The organism is Sporolactobacillus putidus (assembly GCF_014647035.1).
In the GTDB taxonomy this organism is placed as follows: domain Bacteria; phylum Bacillota; class Bacilli; order Bacillales; family Sporolactobacillaceae; genus Sporolactobacillus; species Sporolactobacillus putidus.
Genome location: NZ_BMOK01000003.1, coordinates 254,032 through 271,035 on the forward strand (window position 1 = coordinate 254,032; position 17,004 = coordinate 271,035).

The 17,004-nt window shown below is 44.2% G+C and carries 18 protein-coding genes; 3 read left to right on the forward strand and 15 right to left on the reverse strand.

The features are described 5' to 3' along the window. Positions 1 to 130: 130 nt before the first annotated feature. Genes IEX81_RS05365 through IEX81_RS05380 form a run of 4 tightly spaced genes read right to left on the reverse strand, consistent with a single transcriptional unit; the run spans position 131 to position 2,779 of the window. Entirely contained in the window at positions 131 to 934 is an 804-nt protein-coding gene (locus tag IEX81_RS05365; RefSeq protein WP_188802033.1) for an arsenite methyltransferase, read from the reverse strand. A gap of 15 nt (positions 935 to 949) precedes the next feature. Next, positions 950 to 1,378 carry an arsenate reductase (thioredoxin) gene (gene arsC / locus IEX81_RS05370; protein WP_188802034.1) on the reverse strand — a complete coding sequence of 143 codons (429 nt, stop codon included), beginning with the start codon at positions 1,376 to 1,378 and terminating at the stop codon, positions 950 to 952. A 1-nt stretch (position 1,379) separates the two neighbouring features. Next, on the reverse strand, positions 1,380 to 2,441 hold the full coding sequence (arsB, locus tag IEX81_RS05375; RefSeq protein ID WP_188802035.1) for an ACR3 family arsenite efflux transporter: 1,062 nt from the start codon (positions 2,439 to 2,441) through the stop codon (positions 1,380 to 1,382). Then, the gene (locus IEX81_RS05380; RefSeq protein WP_188802036.1) at positions 2,438 to 2,779 is read right to left on the reverse strand and encodes an ArsR/SmtB family transcription factor; all 342 of its coding nucleotides are present in this window, start codon (positions 2,777 to 2,779) and stop codon (positions 2,438 to 2,440) included. Before IEX81_RS05380 ends, arsB begins: the two co-directional genes overlap by 4 nt. 992 nt (positions 2,780 to 3,771) lie before the next feature. Between IEX81_RS05380 and xerS the strand changes: the two genes are divergently transcribed. After that, positions 3,772 to 4,875 (forward strand): tyrosine recombinase XerS, encoded by a 1,104-nt coding sequence (xerS, locus tag IEX81_RS05385; RefSeq protein ID WP_188802037.1) that lies wholly within the window; start codon positions 3,772 to 3,774, stop codon positions 4,873 to 4,875. Positions 4,876 to 4,963: 88 nt separating this feature from the next. Here the strand turns inward: xerS and IEX81_RS05390 are convergent, their stop codons facing one another. The 8 genes from IEX81_RS05390 to IEX81_RS05425 all read right to left on the reverse strand — a co-directional run bounded on the left by IEX81_RS05390 (position 4,964) and on the right by IEX81_RS05425 (position 12,446). Continuing rightward, positions 4,964 to 5,425, reverse strand: a complete 462-nt coding sequence (locus tag IEX81_RS05390; RefSeq protein WP_188802038.1) for an NUDIX hydrolase — start codon at positions 5,423 to 5,425, stop codon at positions 4,964 to 4,966. A 54-nt stretch (positions 5,426 to 5,479) separates the two neighbouring features. Then, a complete protein-coding gene (locus IEX81_RS05395) occupies positions 5,480 to 6,055 on the reverse strand; it encodes a xanthine phosphoribosyltransferase (RefSeq protein ID WP_188802039.1) in 576 nt (191 codons plus the stop codon). Between the two features lie 303 nt (positions 6,056 to 6,358). Next, positions 6,359 to 7,162, reverse strand: a complete 804-nt coding sequence (locus IEX81_RS05400; RefSeq protein ID WP_188802040.1) for a DUF4247 domain-containing protein — start codon at positions 7,160 to 7,162, stop codon at positions 6,359 to 6,361. Between the two features lie 16 nt (positions 7,163 to 7,178). Then, positions 7,179 to 7,682 (reverse strand): DUF4178 domain-containing protein, encoded by a 504-nt coding sequence (locus tag IEX81_RS05405; RefSeq protein WP_188802041.1) that lies wholly within the window; start codon positions 7,680 to 7,682, stop codon positions 7,179 to 7,181. 195 nt (positions 7,683 to 7,877) lie between these two features. Then, entirely contained in the window at positions 7,878 to 8,543 is a 666-nt protein-coding gene (locus IEX81_RS05410) for a PspA/IM30 family protein (protein WP_188802042.1), read from the reverse strand. Between the two features lie 256 nt (positions 8,544 to 8,799). Then, on the reverse strand, positions 8,800 to 9,336 hold the full coding sequence (locus IEX81_RS05415; protein WP_188802043.1) for an EXLDI protein: 537 nt from the start codon (positions 9,334 to 9,336) through the stop codon (positions 8,800 to 8,802). A gap of 635 nt (positions 9,337 to 9,971) precedes the next feature. Further along, positions 9,972 to 11,180, reverse strand: coding sequence for a class I SAM-dependent methyltransferase (locus IEX81_RS05420; protein ID WP_188802044.1), 1,209 nt, complete (start codon positions 11,178 to 11,180; stop codon positions 9,972 to 9,974). Positions 11,181 to 11,435: 255 nt separating this feature from the next. Next, the gene (locus tag IEX81_RS05425; protein WP_188802045.1) at positions 11,436 to 12,446 is read right to left on the reverse strand and encodes an NAD(P)/FAD-dependent oxidoreductase; all 1,011 of its coding nucleotides are present in this window, start codon (positions 12,444 to 12,446) and stop codon (positions 11,436 to 11,438) included. A 335-nt stretch (positions 12,447 to 12,781) separates the two neighbouring features. Between IEX81_RS05425 and IEX81_RS05430 the strand changes: the two genes are divergently transcribed. Continuing rightward, positions 12,782 to 13,249: a hypothetical protein gene (locus tag IEX81_RS05430; RefSeq protein WP_188802046.1), complete on the forward strand. Its 468-nt coding sequence runs from the start codon at positions 12,782 to 12,784 to the stop codon at positions 13,247 to 13,249. Between the two features lie 33 nt (positions 13,250 to 13,282). Further along, the gene (locus IEX81_RS05435; RefSeq protein WP_188802047.1) at positions 13,283 to 13,771 is read left to right on the forward strand and encodes a hypothetical protein; all 489 of its coding nucleotides are present in this window, start codon (positions 13,283 to 13,285) and stop codon (positions 13,769 to 13,771) included. Here the strand turns inward: IEX81_RS05435 and IEX81_RS05440 are convergent. From IEX81_RS05440 to parC, 3 genes are read right to left on the reverse strand one after another with little or no spacing between them, the layout of a single operon-like run. Continuing rightward, positions 13,763 to 14,128: a fluoride efflux transporter FluC gene (locus tag IEX81_RS05440; RefSeq protein ID WP_188802048.1), complete on the reverse strand. Its 366-nt coding sequence runs from the start codon at positions 14,126 to 14,128 to the stop codon at positions 13,763 to 13,765. The genes IEX81_RS05435 and IEX81_RS05440 overlap by 9 nt on opposite strands. Further along, the gene (locus IEX81_RS05445; protein WP_188802049.1) at positions 14,125 to 14,550 is read right to left on the reverse strand and encodes a fluoride efflux transporter FluC; all 426 of its coding nucleotides are present in this window, start codon (positions 14,548 to 14,550) and stop codon (positions 14,125 to 14,127) included. Before IEX81_RS05445 ends, IEX81_RS05440 begins: the two co-directional genes overlap by 4 nt. 2 nt (positions 14,551 to 14,552) lie before the next feature. Beyond that, positions 14,553 to 17,003 carry a DNA topoisomerase IV subunit A gene (gene parC / locus IEX81_RS05450; RefSeq protein WP_188802050.1) on the reverse strand — a complete coding sequence of 817 codons (2,451 nt, stop codon included), beginning with the start codon at positions 17,001 to 17,003 and terminating at the stop codon, positions 14,553 to 14,555. Position 17,004: the final 1 nt, after the last annotated feature.

A 17,004-nucleotide genomic window follows, 5' to 3' on the forward strand; every position in this document is an offset into this window, starting at 1 on the left:
AAGAGGACAGGTCAATGAAATGATCGTTTATTTACACAAACCGGATGATTTTTTAAAAAGCAATATACGGATACAGTAATATATAGATAAAAAAGCCGACTTTTTTAAGTCGGTTTTTTTATCTATTAAATTAGGGTTTAATGGCTTGAATTGTCGACGATACAATATACCTTTCGATATTTGCTCCTGGAATCCATTCCTTGATGAATTTTTTGGATTCGTCTTTTGGTCTGATCTCAATTTGCGAAAATCCATTTTGTTCGAGCATGTTTTGGAGATCAGCGATCGAAGAAGCTCCTGAAATACAACCTGAGTAGGAAACGTCCAAGTCACTCTTTATTTCGGCAGGCAATTCAGCAGTGAGTACAACATCTGAAATCGCAAGCCGTCCGCCTTTCTTCAGTACACGAAAAGCCTCTTTAAATACTTGAGGTTTATCCGGTGAAAGATTGATCACGCAATTCGACAGGATGACATCAATGGACCGATCGGCTACCGGCAAATGTTCAATTTCTCCCAAGCGAAAATCAACATTGTCGATTTGCCCCTTAACAGCGTTTTGACGTGCCCTGCTAATCATTTCGGGAGTCATATCAACGCCAACAACCTGACCCGTTTCACCCACCTGACGAGCGGCAAGAAAGCAGTCAAATCCTCCGCCACTCCCAAGGTCCAAGACACTTTCACCAGACTTTAAAGAGGCAATGGCCTGTGGATTGCCACATCCTAAACCCAAATTGGCTCCTTCAGGAACTGCATTTAATTCTTCTGCAGAGTAGCCGATTTTTTCGGACACACTGTTACGATCAGCTTGAGTATCACAGCATCCCACTTCAGAGGAACAGCCACAGGATGGGGTAGAAACATCCTGAAGAGCGATCTTTTTATATCGGTTCCGAACGTTTTGTCTAATTTGGTCATTCGAAATTGCCATATTAACGACTCCTTTTTATTTAGTCCTTTGTTCTTCCTCTGCAAACTGTTTCATCCGCTTTTCAATGCCATCACGGACACGTTGGAATACGGCCCATTTTTCAGCTTCTGTACCTTGTGCCTTTGCTGGATCATCGAAGCCCCAGTGTTCTCGTCTAACCTTTGGAGGTGTCATCGGGCACCGTTCTTCGGCATCCCCACAAAGGGTGACGACCAGGTAAGCCTGATTCAACAAACTCATGTCGATTAGCTTGGATTTTTGCTGTGAAATATCAACGCCGGCTTCTTTCATGACTTTAACTGCATTCGGGTTTAATCCATGAGCTTCAACGCCGGCCGAATGCACATCAAATTTGTCCCCCAAATATTTTTTCCCAAAGCCTTCAGCCATTTGACTGCGGCAGGAATTCCCTGTGCAGAGAAAGTAAATGATTTTTTTATTCATGTTAAATTCCATCCTTTACGCTTGTGGTTGGTGTTTTATAGCTAAATTTTTTTCTGAAGAATAGTGCGACGTTGACCAAGCCGATCATAACCGGGACTTCCACAAGTGGACCAATGACGGCAGCGAAGGCTTCTCCGGATTGAATTCCGAATATCCCTACGGCTGTTGCGATGGCAAGTTCAAAGTTATTGCTGGCTGCCGTAAAGCTCAGAGCCGATGTCTTACCATAATCGGCTCCAATTCTCCGAGAGAGAAAAAAGGAGACAAAAAACATGATGATGAAATAAATCATGAGCGGTATGGCTACTCGGACTACATCAAGAGGCAGCTGAATAATCATATCTCCTTTAATCGAAAACATCACAATAATGGTGAAAAGGAGTGCGATTAAGGCTAGGGGACTAATCAGAGGACAAAAGGCCTTTTCGTACCACTCTTTTCCCTTCACAGAAACTAATATGAAACGGGTTAGGATGCCTGCCAAAAAGGGTATCCCTAAGTAAATGAAGACGCTTTGGGCGATTTCCAACATGGTGACACGGATCTGAAGGCCTTCCAAACCCAGCCATCCGGGCAGCACGGTCACAAAGAAATAGGCCAAAACAGAATAAAAGAGGATCTGAAAAATCGAATTAAAGGCCACCAGTCCTGCCGTATATTCACGGTTTCCTTGAGCCAGATCATTCCAGATGATCACCATAGCAATGCACCGTGCCAAGCCAATCATAATCAATCCTGTCATGTAAGCCGGATACCCATGTAAAAAAATAATCGCCAGTAAAAACATTAAAACCGGTCCAATAATCCAGTTTTGCACAAGGGATAAGCCGAGAACTTTAACATCCTTAAAAACTTTTCCCAGCTCCTCATAGCGTACCTTAGCCAAAGGTGGATATAACATAATGATTAATCCAATGGCGATCGGAATGGACGTTGTTCCTACCTGAAAGGCATTCAGAGCATGAACAAAAGACGGGATGAGACGGCCAAGCAAGATACCGATAACCATCGCTGAAAAGATCCACAATGTTAAATAACGATCGAGAAAAGACAACTTTTTCATTTCGATGACTCCAACTGAACTAGATTTTCGCTTGTTTGACAATTACATTTCTTAGTTTTTAACGTGGGGAGTGTCTGAATAAGATCTGAAATGTAGACTGGAAGATCCGGGCTTAAGCAATAATATACCCACGTCCCCTGTTTACGTTCACGAATGACACCTGCAGTACGTAATTTCTTTAAATGCTGGCTAATTGCTGGTTGAGACAGATCAAACATATCAACAAATTCACAAACACACATCTCACCATTCTTTAAATAAGCCAGCATTGTTAATCTTGTTTTGTCGCTGATAATCTTCAACAAAAAGGACATGTCTTCCAGATTAATATCATTCATATAATCTCTCCCTTATATAATCACAAACAAATATTAACATTAGATTATATATAGTTCAAATTTCAAGCTCAGTGATTTTACATGTTTGATACTTCAGCGCAGTTTATCGGTCGTTATGCTCGGTTTATCAGTCGTTGATACGAGTTTATCAGTCGTTTGGCTCGATTTATCGGTCATCAGCTGAGATTTATCGGTCGTCAGCTCAAGTTTATCGGTCTTCGCCAATTTATCGCCGAATCTGTTTGACCGCATTCAGCAGATCGGACAAAACTTGAACCGCATGATTCAGCTTGACGGACGCTTAAGCAGCCTCAAAAGGAGAGGGTGGAAACAAAAACTATTTTGCAACGCAAAGCTAAAAAGGTAATTTGATTGTATTTTAGATTTTGTCTATGAAGTGCAATTAATGTGCATGATACGAGAGGAAATTGAATTTTTTAGCCGAAAATATTGACTATAATTCATATAATCATTATTGAAGAAACAATCAATAGGGAAGGGATGCATTCAATTCCTGAAATGTGGGTTCTTTATAAAAACAAAGAGGAGAGTATTATTGAAATTAAATATTCAAATGCATGATCATCAGAACATCAAATAGAGATTTTGATAAGAAAAGAGAACACACAGCAAAGCATTTGGAATTTGAAGCAAGTTTCGCTCGTCAAAGATCTGTGTATGATTTTTCTAAAGTTATTTATAAGCAGCAGCACGAAACCAAGTGACTTAAAGAGCAAATGATGATTATCATTTTTCTTTTAAGATGTGCAATTGAAAATCTTTGTGTCAAAAATCCCCAAGTTTGTGTTGCCCGACAACAAGACAAAAATAGAATAAAGGGGTTCTTTTAATCGCTTAAGATTACTACGTAAAATATAATTTTGACGAAGTAATGTCCAGGTGTTAAAATAAAATCATCCTTTCTTTTGTTTTTCATACATGATCAGCAGATTTACATTTTTACGTATCATCTATCTCTGGAGGTTTTTTCAATGGCCGATGAACGCGACCACCATCTTTATGACCGAATTGATGAAAAAACGGCTGAATTGCCTTGGTATGTCCGTGAATATGTCGACAAGAAAATGCGGACGATGTCGCCAAAGTCGCTGCTTAATTACTGCCATGATTTTTTAATCTTCTTTGACTGGCTGCTTGCCGAAGGTTTATTCGCCGGCAAACGCACAGATATTCCTTTGGACTGTCTTGAGTCGCTGACGCCTCAATCTGTGGAAAATTTCCTGTCTTACTTGCAATTCCGGCTGCACAATGACAAATTTACAATCAATCGCAAACTTTCCGCGCTGAAATCATTATTCAACTATCTGCAGAACGTCGCCGAAACTTCTGATCTCAAGCCCTACCTGCTGCGCAATGTCATGGCTAAAATTGCCTTTAACAAAATAAAAGAGGATCAGGAAACAGTCGCCCAGAAAATGGCCGGAAAAATTCTTTGGAATGATGAATATGAACAATTCCGCCGATTTGTCGCACACGACTATCGCGATGTTGTAAAGGATAACCGGAAACTGCTTCATTTCCACAGCCAGAATGCTGAACGCGACACGGCCATCGTTTCCCTGATACTGGGATCCGGACTCCGCCTTTCCGAAGTGGTCGGTCTTGATGTCGGCGACGTTGACTTTAAAAAGCGGATGGTTCGTGTCATTCGCAAAGGAAACAAGGAACAGTATGTTTTTTTCAGCGAACAGGCTGGCCTCGATCTTGAGGATTACCTTGGTGTCCGCGCAAAAAAATACAATTTGCCGCCATCAAATAAAGCCTTATTTGTGTCCGCGCCGATGGGACCGAAAGACACGACACGGCGGCTCAGCCCGCGCGCCATTGAAAACCTTGTAAAAAAATACGCGGCAGCTTTTGGCAAACCGTCGCTATCGGTTCATAAACTGCGCCATTCCTTTGCGACACGCTATCAGGCCGAGAATAATGACATTCCGAAGCTGCGCCGTCAATTGGGCCATTCATCCATTCAGACGACGATGATCTATACACATTTGTCTAATGACGAACTGAAAAAAGCCGTTGATCAGATGGATGATCACTTTGACGATCAGGAGCGGCTTCCTGAAGAATAGTATTAACCTGACCCCATGTATACAGCAGCTCTCCCCTTTTAGTTTACATAATAAAATTTATGTATCAACTTACTTGTTGTTTCTACGCTCATTCTAATTTCAATTCTTGAACAATAACGCGCTCAAAAATAATTCTCGTTCTTTCATCAAGATTTTCCGGTAAACGCCGATAATCAAAAAACTTCAGTTCCTGGCTCTCCCCGTCGTTCATTGCCAGTTCACCTGTCACTTTGTCCGTTTTATATATGGCAATCACATTAAAGACTTCATCACCATTCGGATATTTAAAATAAAATTTATTCCCGGAAAACACATCGATAAATCCGAGCTTTTCTGCCTTCAGCCCGGTCTCTTCAAATAGTTCACGTTTCGCGGCTTTTTCAAATGATTCACCGAGTTCCATGGCACCCCCAGGCAGCCCCCATTCTTTTGTATCCGACCGCAGTTGAAGCAATATTTCTTTCTTGCCATTAGAAACAAGAATCGTTGAGCCCGCAACAATTAGCGGACGGTGTCCGATTAATTGTCGCAGTTCTTTAACATAATCCATGACGAATCCTCCTCCCCGTTTATCATTTTGCGGGAATGCTAACAGCTTTACCGATTAATCATCCAGGAAACTCACACGGTTGTGATCCAGCGAGGCAATTCGGGCCAGAGAAAAAACAGAATAACCGGATCGATCAAGCCTCTTCCGCCCATCCTGGAAAGCTTTCTCGATGACAATGCCGATTCCGGCCACTGTAGCGCCGGCCATCTCGATCAGCCGTGTTAACCCAAGTGAAGCCTCACCATTGGCAAGAAAGTCATCAATGATGAGCACCCGGTCTTCCGGTGACAGCATGTCCTTCTCAAGATAAACAGGATTCCTGACTTCTTTCGTATATGAGTAGATATCGGTGACCAACGCTCCTCCGTTCAGAGTTAAAGGCTTCTTTTTACGCGCAAAAATCACAGGTACTCCGATAGCAAGTCCTGTCATTAGCGCCGGGGCAATACCTGACGATTCAATAGTAACAACTTTGCTGACACCTGCCGGGCGGAAAACAGCCGCAAATTGATCGCCTATTTTTTTCATCAGCATCGGATCAATCTGATGATTCAAGAATTGGTCCACCTTTAAAATATCGCCGTCGATCACCTTGCCCTCTTCACGTATCCGCTTCTTTAACTCTTCCATTCGTTCCCCATCCCTCCTAGAACAACATTCCCAAAAATAAACTGCTTTTTAAAAAAGTATACACTTGTCTTTGTTGAGTGACTAGTTTTTGACATATTTTTCCTTTTCACGTTAATTCGAGGACACGGGTGGAATTTCGCGAAAAAAAGGAGCCGGTATGATGCAGCTCCTGTTTCGCAATAAGTCCATATTCCCCATTTTGTTTATGCGGAGACATTAAACGTAGATCCTGAACCGGCAGTTGAGGAGTGCTCAAATGACCGGGACAGGGGAATTTTCGGGAACGATCACCGATGAGTAAAGTTATTTGCTTCTTTTTATGACCTTTCCAAAACCGCCTGAATTCACTTTTGGGGGAGAATTATTCCGCGGTATTGAAATGGTTGAATTCTTTGGAGTCACTCTATTTGAACCGGAACTACTATCTGATTTGAAAATTTTCCCTGTACTCTTCTCAACGGAACTGATCGCCTGACCCACATCTTTTGAAAAGCTATTTTCTATTTTCGATAAAGTACTCGAAGGAGAGCTCGAGGTATTACCCGAATGACTCCGCCGGATAATCGACCCCGTCGTCTGCTTTGTTATCGGCGGGATAACCTTTTTTTCTTGCGCAGTCGGCAAACGGTACTTTGATGCGGACGGGTAAGTTTTGCTATTCGTATAACCACGGTAATTCCCTAAAGCATGCTTACCCAGTTGGAATATCTGATCAAGCAGAACAGCCGACAGATACCCCTTGAGGAATGAAGAACTGTAGTTGTTGTCCACGAATGCCTTATTGCTTACTTCAATCACAGTGTTTTCGGGGTTTTTGCTATCCCTTTGAATATCATAAAGCTCATCAGGATAGACCAGGAACATTTGCTGACTGTCTGTTTTAGACATCTGTTCCGGTTTCCTCTGATCGCTTAGTTTTTTTGCTACTTCCGGAACGGTTTGTTTGTCGGCCTGATAGATGTACGACTCCTGATTACCATTTTTTGAAACGGAAATCAGCGGATAGTCTGCACTTACTGCGGATTGTCCGGAACATCCAGCTAAGACGGAAACACTAAGCACCGCGGCCAGAACAATTTTCAAGGCGTTCGACAATTGTTTGAACATGTTCAACGCTTCCTTCTCATGACTGAATGATTCTGACTTCCATGGGCAGGACAGCTTCCCCTTCATACAACATCATCTGACCGGACTGCCATTCAATACGCAGCAGCTTTCGATCATCAGATTCAAAGTCCCATAGGTATCGTTCGTCTGAAGATGAAAAAGGAGTGTCCCCCGACGAGTGGGCCGTGCCGATCGCTTGTTCTCCCATGTGGTACAGAGTTCCGTCCATTTCAATCGTCGTCGGAACTTCACTGATATCTTCCAGGCGTCCGTCAATGGCCTCATAGAGTGCCAGATTCAGTTTTTCTCTCTTGGCTACCTGCATATATTTGATCGTGCTTCCATCCTTTAAAGTTAAAAAAACCTCCTGGCGCTGCGGGAAAAACGTTCTGCCTGATACTGTATAGCTTGAAAAGGAGATATCGACAATATCGCCCACCGATAACGTGTAAGGCGTCTTTTCCACGATAGCTGGTTCCGGTTTTTTGACTAAGTTGATGATTCGGCGAAACACTGACATATTTTGTCTCCTCTCAATCCGCATTAGAAAACTTGGTTCCGCCAAGCCTTTAGCGCAGATGAAGCCTTAGTTACACTTACACTATAATTCTTAAAAATTTTAAACTTTATAGCAATAATAAAGCCGGCAGCCGTCTATTGAAATCTTTCGGCATGCCGGCCTACTGCCCTTTTTTTTATTGCCCTTTAAACATCCTTACTTTTTGTGCTGCTCGATAAGCCGGGCAAGCTCATCCTCCACTTTCTTGTCTTTGCCCAGGTTCTCAAACTCTTCATCAATGGATTTTTCTTTTTTGTAGACTTCGCCGCTCGCCTCCGCCTCGGCTTCCATCTGCAATGTTTTTTCTTCCATACGCTTCAGACCGGCCATGGCCGTATTCGAATCAAAACCGGACATTTTCTCATTAATATCTTTCTGCGCTTTTGCCGCATTAACCCTCGCAACAAGTGTTTCTCTTTTATCTTTTAGTGCAGCGACCTGTTTGCGCATCTCATCAAGTTTTGAGCGAAGGTTTTCAGAAGCCGCCTTGTTTTGCTCATAGCGTTCTTTGTACTCATTCATTTTCTGTTCTGCATTCTGTTTGTCTTCAATGACTCTTTTCGCAAGATCAAGATTGCCCTCTTCAACAGCAAGGTGCGCCTGTTTCTCACGCTTGGCAACGAGCTCGGACTGTTCTTCATAGAGTGCTTTGAATTTTTTTTCGAGGGCAATTTGCGCTGCAACGCTTTTTTCCGCGTCCTGAACGTCTTCCTGCATGTCACGGAGATACTGATCCGTCATCTTGACCGGATCTTCTGCCTTTTCGATTAACGCATACACATTGGATACTGCTAAATCCCGCAATCTTTTAAAAATAGACATTCAATTAACCTCCGATTAAGTTAATATAAATCACGTTTTTCTAAATACAGATAAAATGACACATACTTCCGCCGCTACACTAATAATAACGCTTTCCAGTATTCAATGAAAAGCTTTTTTCAGGCTTCTCAAAAGACGCTTATTCCTTTTTTTGCCTGTAACAATTTACTCGAAAGTTGTATCTGAATTATGAGTGTGCACCAAGTATTTGTTCTAATAAAGTGAATTTAATGGCCTTCAATACCGCAGCAACGGATCAAATATCAAGAAACTCACTGTCCTTTATCTCATGAAGTGCGCGGTAAAGATCGTCCGGCACACGTCCGGCAAGCATGTCAATGGAGTCATAAACTTCCAGCCTGCGCACATCCGGAACTTCCTCTTCTTTAGAAATCTGAATGCTTCTCTTATCTTCGCCTGCGAGCCTCTCTATAATCCTTTTTTCGAGTTCACGTTCAATTGACTGCTCTAAAGGGATCTTTTTTTCCTCTGTTATCAATACAGCATAACGTCCATGCACCGTCTCGTAAACAACAAAATTTGTCGAGCGTTCGGCAGCATCGTCATAGACGCCGGCCGATGCAAGTTCCCGGCCAATGAACCGCTTTCTTCTATAAAAACCGCTTTCTCCTTCAGAGACGTCTACTTGTTCAAATCCCTTTCCCTCTCCAATTTTGATAAAGAAACGCAGAGCCTGAACAATAGTTGCCGATAAATTATTCCCCGAGACTTTCTGAGCCTGATCAAAAACCTGGAGATCGGCATCCGGAACGTAAATCGTTTTATTCGGCATGGAGCAACTTCCTCTCATTTAGGATATGGATTGAGACTATTCAGATTATAAATATAAATATACACGATTTATACGTATAATGAAAGTAGAACATACGTACATTATATGCGTATATATGCACAGTTTATATGTATAACGTGTGCATATTGAACAATTTGCAAAAATTACTCTATGATCTATTGATGCTTAGCGTACATTAACGGTTAATGGGCATAGGTGCTTGATAGGGCCGAATTTTTAAACCCATACCAGCTTCCATTGAAATCGATAATTTCTAGTTTAAGATATAGAAATTATGTAAACTAAATGTGGACCGCCATTTTCATTTGCCATCAAAATGAAGTTTATAATATTTCAACAATGCTGGAGATCTGTCAGAGCTACTTGTTAAAACGAATATATTCACTAAACAAACGTTTAATTAATGGATATGTTTCAAGATAAACTAACCCCCCTGAAGTTGGACAACAAAATATCTAACTTTAGGGGGGCGGATAACCAACTATTCAAATGATTTTAAGATAGAGGTGATCGGCGACTGCTTAGCAAGAGTCAGGTTAACAAAGGGAGGCGGATAGCAGATCTACTCAAAACAGCGGATCAACTCCTTGGGTCTTCCAAAGACTCCGTTCCGCTCATTTGGAACAGATAAGTGTGAATATTTTGGGAATACCTATGTCGCTGATTTTCATATTTGGCGTTTCATCCAGACGCTCGACACGTAAACCGGTTTGAGCAAACGCCGTTATAATTTCACCGAGTGTCCACTCTCTGAGATAAACTTTATTCTGCAGATCCTCACTTCCTGACGTCAGATGTTTGCTGTAGGCCACATTCCGTTCCTTCAGTGTCTTGTCAAAATAGTTGCCGAAAACGACCTGCTTCTTTCCCCGGGTCGTTACAAGCTTCATCGATACCGGATGAAACTCCTGGAGCACCAATTTCCCTCCCTGTTTCAGCAACTGATAAATCAGAGCGGCCAGGGGCTCGAGATCGACGAAATAATGCAGCACGCCAAGCTCCATCAGGACAATGTCGTTTTCTGGTACTTTAATTTCTTCCGGAAGGTGTAAGACATCGGAAACGACAAAGTTCAAGTCAACATTGAGTGCGGCTGCTGTCTGTCTTGCATAGGCCGCATTCTCCTCTGAGATATCAACAACTGTAACATGGGCTCCAAGCATTTCGAGAGCCAGCGCCTTGCCGCCGTGTGAACCGAGTAAATTGATGACTTTTTTGCCTTTGGGATCACCGATATACGAAGCAAGCTGCGCAAGTCTGCCTTCCGGATCGTTTCTGATTTTTTCGGCGGCCTGCTTCGGTGTGCCGAACCGCTTGATCCACGCTTCGTACGCATCATCGTTCCAGGCCCGGCCATTTTGACTAGCGGCAGACTCCTGCAGCCTGTACAGATATTTTTTTATCGCAAGATAAAGTGGATCATCTTTTTTTAATACGTTCAAGAAGGAATCGACGGACTTCGCATAAAACGAATAGCCGCCGCAATTTGCGATGAGACGTTCGGGATCCGTCCGGATAACTTCGCCGTGCCTGCAGACAATCTTGAAGGAAAAACGGTCAATCCGAAAGAGAAATGAGACCTCTTTTCCCTGTTTTTCCATGGCGCCCGCCCCATAGGATTGGAACAGGAGGCGGATGTCATCCATCGCATCCCACTGTACGGACATCCGTGTATCTGATTTTTCCGGCGGATCAGGCACGACACCTTGAACGGCGAGTGCTCCCTGCCCTTCAAGCGTATAAGGCACGCCGGCCTGTTCGATCAGACTGACCGCAGTGATCACGGCGTTTATCCATTCTTCTTTTGATGTATGATCTTTCATTCATATGTCTCCTCGTATTGTTTGAACCCCAGGATTCGTGCCGATGGATGCTTGAACCGTGTGCTCCCAAATGGACTGTAAAGCTTAATATTCATCCGGATCTTAGCACCTTATCATTATTATAAGGGTAATGTCCGCGAAAAAACGATCAGTTTTGCTGAATTTTAGCATAAAACCAGTCACCGCTTCCCGCTCAGTGACTGGTTTATCAACAAATCATTTGTTTTTTTCTTTCGCAAAGAGTCGACGGGCATTTTATTTTGAAAAAAGTTCTTCGGCACTTGAGCTGTGCATCGGCTGTGTCCGCGAATCCGGATCAATGTAGTGTTTTGCGTTGTTGACAGCAGTCGGGGCTTCGCCGAATCCTGTCGCAATCAGTTTTACTTTTCCGGGATAAGTGGCTATATCGCCGGCCGCATAAACACCAGGAATGCCGGTTTCCATTTTTGAATTGACAACGATCGAGTTTTTGTCCAGTTCAAAACCCCAGTCCTTAATCGGCCCGAGGGCGGATACGAAACCATAATTAACGATTAAATCATCGAGAGGCAGATTCTCCTCGCGGGTTCCTTTGACTTCTGATACTATAAGCTGTTCAATGACCCCATCTGATCCTTCAATTGCTTTTGCAGTGAAAGGAGTCAATATGTTAATCGAAGAGTTCTTCATCTGTTGAACAGTTGTTTCATGCGCACGGAATTCATTGCGGCGATGGACGATCGTTACTTCTTCCGCTATCGGTTCCAGCGTATTGGCCCAGTCGACGGCCGAGTCACCGCCACCCAATATAACAACCCTTCTGCCTTTGAATTTCTGCACGTCGTCAACATAGTAATGAAGATTCGTCCGCTCATATGTCTCTGCGCCTTCTACTTTCAATGGCCTGGGTGAAAAAGCGCCGACTCCCGCAGTGATAATTACCGTTTTTGTCCGGTGGCTGGCACCAGATTCTGTATTCAGGACAATCGTGCCATCTTCCAGTCTTTGCAGTGCTGCGACACTTTCATCAAGCAGCATAGTCGGATGAAACTGCCCTGCCTGTTCCACAAGACGCTTTACGAGATCTTTCGCTTTCACTCGCGGAAAACCAGCAACATCAAAGATGTCTTTTTCCGGATAAAGTGTTCCCAGCTGACCGCCCAGCTGTGGGAGACTTTCAATTATTTTTACCTTCATTTGGCGCAGTCCTGCGTAAAAAGCGGTAAACAGTCCTGTCGGACCTCCGCCAATAATCGTTACGTCATACAGAGCTTGATCTTCCGTCAAAACAATCCCTCCAGAATTCATTTTGGAAAAATTTTGAATCGTGCCGTGAATGAAAAAACGATGTCTGTTTTTCATTCGGCCGACTCTATCGTCAATCAAAAGAAGATACCGTTTTTGGCAGGATTAAAAAATTTAGCCACAACCTTATACTGGAACAATTTTCCTTCCTTCTTTTCGAGCCTCTCACTTGCAAGTTCTCACCTCTAAAAAATAAGGTATCATCATTATCTGAAAAAAATCTGAAAGTATGAAGGTTTTTCCTGCAAGAGCGGATTATTTTCTCTGAAACAGCTCATCCTAAATAATAAACCATTCTAACAGGGTAGGTAAACATTATGGTACTTGCATCGAATTTGTGCCTGTTCTGGATCGTGGTCAATCTTTTTGTCATGCTGCCTAAGAAAATTACGAGAGACGAAACGCTGTTTCTCTTTCTCACAAGTTCGCTCCTCATTATGTTTGCGCTGATCAATCCCGCAAAACGACTGTACATCGGAGATCCTGGATTGCACTACAGCGCCGAACAAGGCATCGCTTTTTTAGTTAACCGAAATCTTATCTTCCCTTTTCTGACCATCATTGCTGTTAACCTGATGCAATATGGTATACAGTGGCAAAAAGGTGTGACAGTACTTATTTCATTCTTGACGTTTATTCTCTATAGCTATATTGAAGAAAGATACACTGTTGTATCCCACGTCTCTCTGCCATCCCGGATTTCTTTCTTTTTCCTTTATTTCGCACTCATTCTTCTTCTTCTAAAAGGATTTCGACTTTTAGCGGAAACAGAACCTTTAAGATGAAATGCCGCGTCTGCATTGAAAAGGGGGATGACGGTGAAATTTTATCATACTGCTTTTAATCTGAATGAATGGTTTATCCTGCTCACCGGAACGGTCGTATTTCTGTTAGTGTATCTCATGCCGAAGCGATTCACCCGGGTACAGACATTGACTATGCTCCTGATCGGCTTCTATCTCGGTTGCACGTTCGATGAAACGTTCGGAATCGGTCCATTCAACTATTACGATATTAACAATACCTCGTTCATGGAACTATGGGATGTGCTGACTTATGTCATGTTTAGCCCTTTTGCTTATTTTTTTGTATATGGATACTCGAATGTCAAAAAAAGCAGAACAGCTTATTTTTTTTACATTTCAGTCTGGGCTTTGGGCGCGATTCTTCTCGAGGCTCTTGCCTGGCATGCCGGAGTTTACCATTATCTGAACGGCTACCGCCAGTATTATTCGCTGCCGTTCTACCTTCTGGCATTGACTGTGACGATGATCTATTACCGTCTGTTTATTAAAGAATCAGGCTGAAGCAAAAAAATGTCCAAGCCAATACCCTACGCTTGCTAAAATCAGCCCGGCGCCGTAACTTGCGAGCAAATAATAAAGGGCGGTCGTTCCCTTACGGTTGATAAAGAGCTGCACGGCTTCGAAATTGAACGTTGAAAACGTTGTAAATGCACCGGCAAAGCCGACTCCAAGTAAAAGCTGCCACGTCACGCCCGCTGCTGATCCGATCAGGCAGCCGAGAAGAAAAGTTCCCGTCAGATTTATAAAAAATGTACCCAGGGGAAATCCTGAAGCCGTGCGTCCGTTCAGCACGATACTGATCGCATACCTTGAAACAGCCCCCGCAAACCCTCCGGATGCTACCAGCAGAAATGTCATTTTCTCATTCTCTTCCTTTCTTCAATACCACTGCCGAATTGATAGCCTAATGCCGAACAGATCAGACCCCCGATACTGCTGATCAAAAAATCAATCAGCGCAGCGCCCAGGTCGCCGCTCTCAATCATCCGCACCACATCAACGCTCAGTGTTGAAAAAGTAGTCAGGGCGCCAATGATCCCTGCGCCGATCCCGGCTTGAAATTTTACCGGCAAGTGTTTGAAAACATAACCGTTCAGCCAGCCCAGGGCGAAGCATCCGGAAAGATTGATCACGAGCGTTGCCAGCGGAAAGGAAAATGGCCAAATCCAGTTTCCCGCTAAATCAATGAGATAACGCATGACGGCGCCCAAAGCACCGCCCACGCCAACAAAAAGTGTGTTCACTTTCTTTCTTCCTTCACCGTTCAATTTCTCTGTCACAGTTAAACGATATCATCCTGACTCTCATTTGAAACATTTTTCCATATCTCAGAAACATTACCGTCTTCATCCTGGTCGACGATAAAGGAACCGTTGCTGTAACGGTCGGATGGACGTATTTCTGAACTATCCACGGTAACGGTTTGACCTTTTTCCGTTAACAGCTGAATCGTGTCTTTGGCAGATACAAGTTCAATGCCGGCAATATGATGAGGCTTCGTTTTCAGTTCACGAAGCATCACAAGACCGCGTCGTGCACGAGCACTTTTTTCCAACTGCCCGGCTACCCGCATTTTTTTAATTGCGCCCCGATCGGTGGCTATAAACAGGTCGTCTTCCGAGCCCTCTGAAAATATAACACTGCCGACGACCCTGTCCCCCGGTTTAAGCTGGATCGCTTTGACTCCGGCAGCCCTCAGACCAACGGTACCCGCTTCATCTTCAATAAAGCGCAGGCCAAAGCCGAGCCAAGTAGCGACAATGATCTCCATCTTTCCGTTTGTCAGGAACGCATGAAGACATTCATCCCCTTTTTTCAATTTTAGCGCAGTCAGCGGTTTGGAATAGCGCTGAGCCTGATATTCTGCCAGTTCCGTACGTTTCACCATGCCAAGCTTTGTTATAAAAGTCATGTAAAGGGTTTTCGTCTGAAAATCTGCAACAGGAACGGCCGCGATAACTTGCTCATCCGTTTCGACGGCCACCAGGCTGGCCACGTGCTGACCCAATTCCTTCCAGCGCCTATCCGGAATTTCGTGAACCGGGAGGTAGAGATAGCGTCCCATGTTGGTAAAGACGAGCAGTGTATCGGTCGTATTCATTTCACGCTGAAAGAGAACCCGGTCCGTGTCTTTCATGGCCGCGGCATCCTCTCCGCTTGCGGAATAGGACCGCAGACTGGACCGCTTAATGTATCCATGCTTCGTCAGGGAAACAATGACATCCTCGGCAGCGACCATGACTTCAAGATCGATTTTTATTTCCTCGATTTCATTCTCGATGGTTGTCCGCCTCGCGTCGGCGTACTTTTTTCTGACCTCATTCAGTTCTTTTTTGATCACCGCGATCAATTTTTTTTCAGATGCGAGAATGCTTTCCAGCCGTTCAATCGTCCTGGCGAGTTCTCCTTCTTCTTTCTGCAACGTCACAATATCGGTGTTCGTCAACCGATAGAGCTGCAGATTGACAATCGCTTCAGCCTGAGCCTCGCTGAAACCGAACGCTTCCGACAGATTCTGCTTCGCATTCTTTTTGTCCTTGGACGCGCGAATGACGCGGATGACATCATCAAGAATGGAAACGGCTTTGATCAGGCCTCTGACAATATGCTGGCGATCTTTGCTTTTATCCAGTTCATACTGTGAGCGTCGTGTAACGACTTCTTTCTGATGTTCGATGTACGCCTCAAGAATCTCTTTGAGCCCCAGTTGACGCGGAGCCTTATGATCGATGGCGACCATATTGAAATTATAGGCAATCTGAAGATCGGTATTTTTAAAATAGTAATTCAGCACGCCGCGGGCATCCGCATCTTTTTTCAGTTCGATAATGACACGCATTCCGCTGCGGTCTGTTTCATCGCGGACTTCCGTAACGCCCTCCACTTTGTGATCCAATCGCAGCTCATCCATCTTTTTGACGAGCTGCGCCTTATTGACTTCATAGGGAAGCTCAGAGATGATAATCTGCTGCCTGCCGGTACGCAAAGTTTCAAATTCCGCACGCGCGCGGATCACGATCTTGCCCTTACCCGCTCGATAAGCCTTCTTAATTCCGTCAATGCCCTGAACAATGCCGCCGCTCGGAAAATCCGGCCCTTTCACGACGGTCATCAGATCGTCGACCGTACAGTTCGGATGTTCCATCAGCATCACGGTCGCATCGATAATTTCGGCAAGAGAATGCGGCGGAATCTCTGTCGCATACCCTGACGAAATTCCGGTCGATCCATTCACAAGCAAGTTAGGAAACTTCGAAGGAAAGACAATCGGTTCTTCCAGTGTATCATCGAAGTTCGGGACATAGTCAACGGTCTTTGCGTCAATGTCGCGGAGCAGTTCTTCAGAGATCCGGGACAGGCGCGCCTCCGTGTAACGCATGGCCGCCGGCGGGTCGCCGTCCAGGCTTCCGTTGTTTCCGTGCATTTCAATAAGGGGCATTCGCAGCTTCCAGTCCTGACTCATACGGACCATAGCTTCGTAGACAGACGCGTCGCCATGCGGATGATAGTTGCCTATAACGTTGCCCACCGTTTTCGCCGATTTACGGAAGGGTTTGTCGCTCGTGTTTCCGTCACGGAGCATCGCAAACAAAATACGGCGCTGTACCGGCTTTAATCCATCCCGGACATCCGGAAGCGCGCGCTCTTGAATAATATATTTGCTGTATATGCCGAAACGGTCGCCGATGACTTCTTCAAGCGGCAGATCGAGCAGTTTCTCTCGGCTCACCATC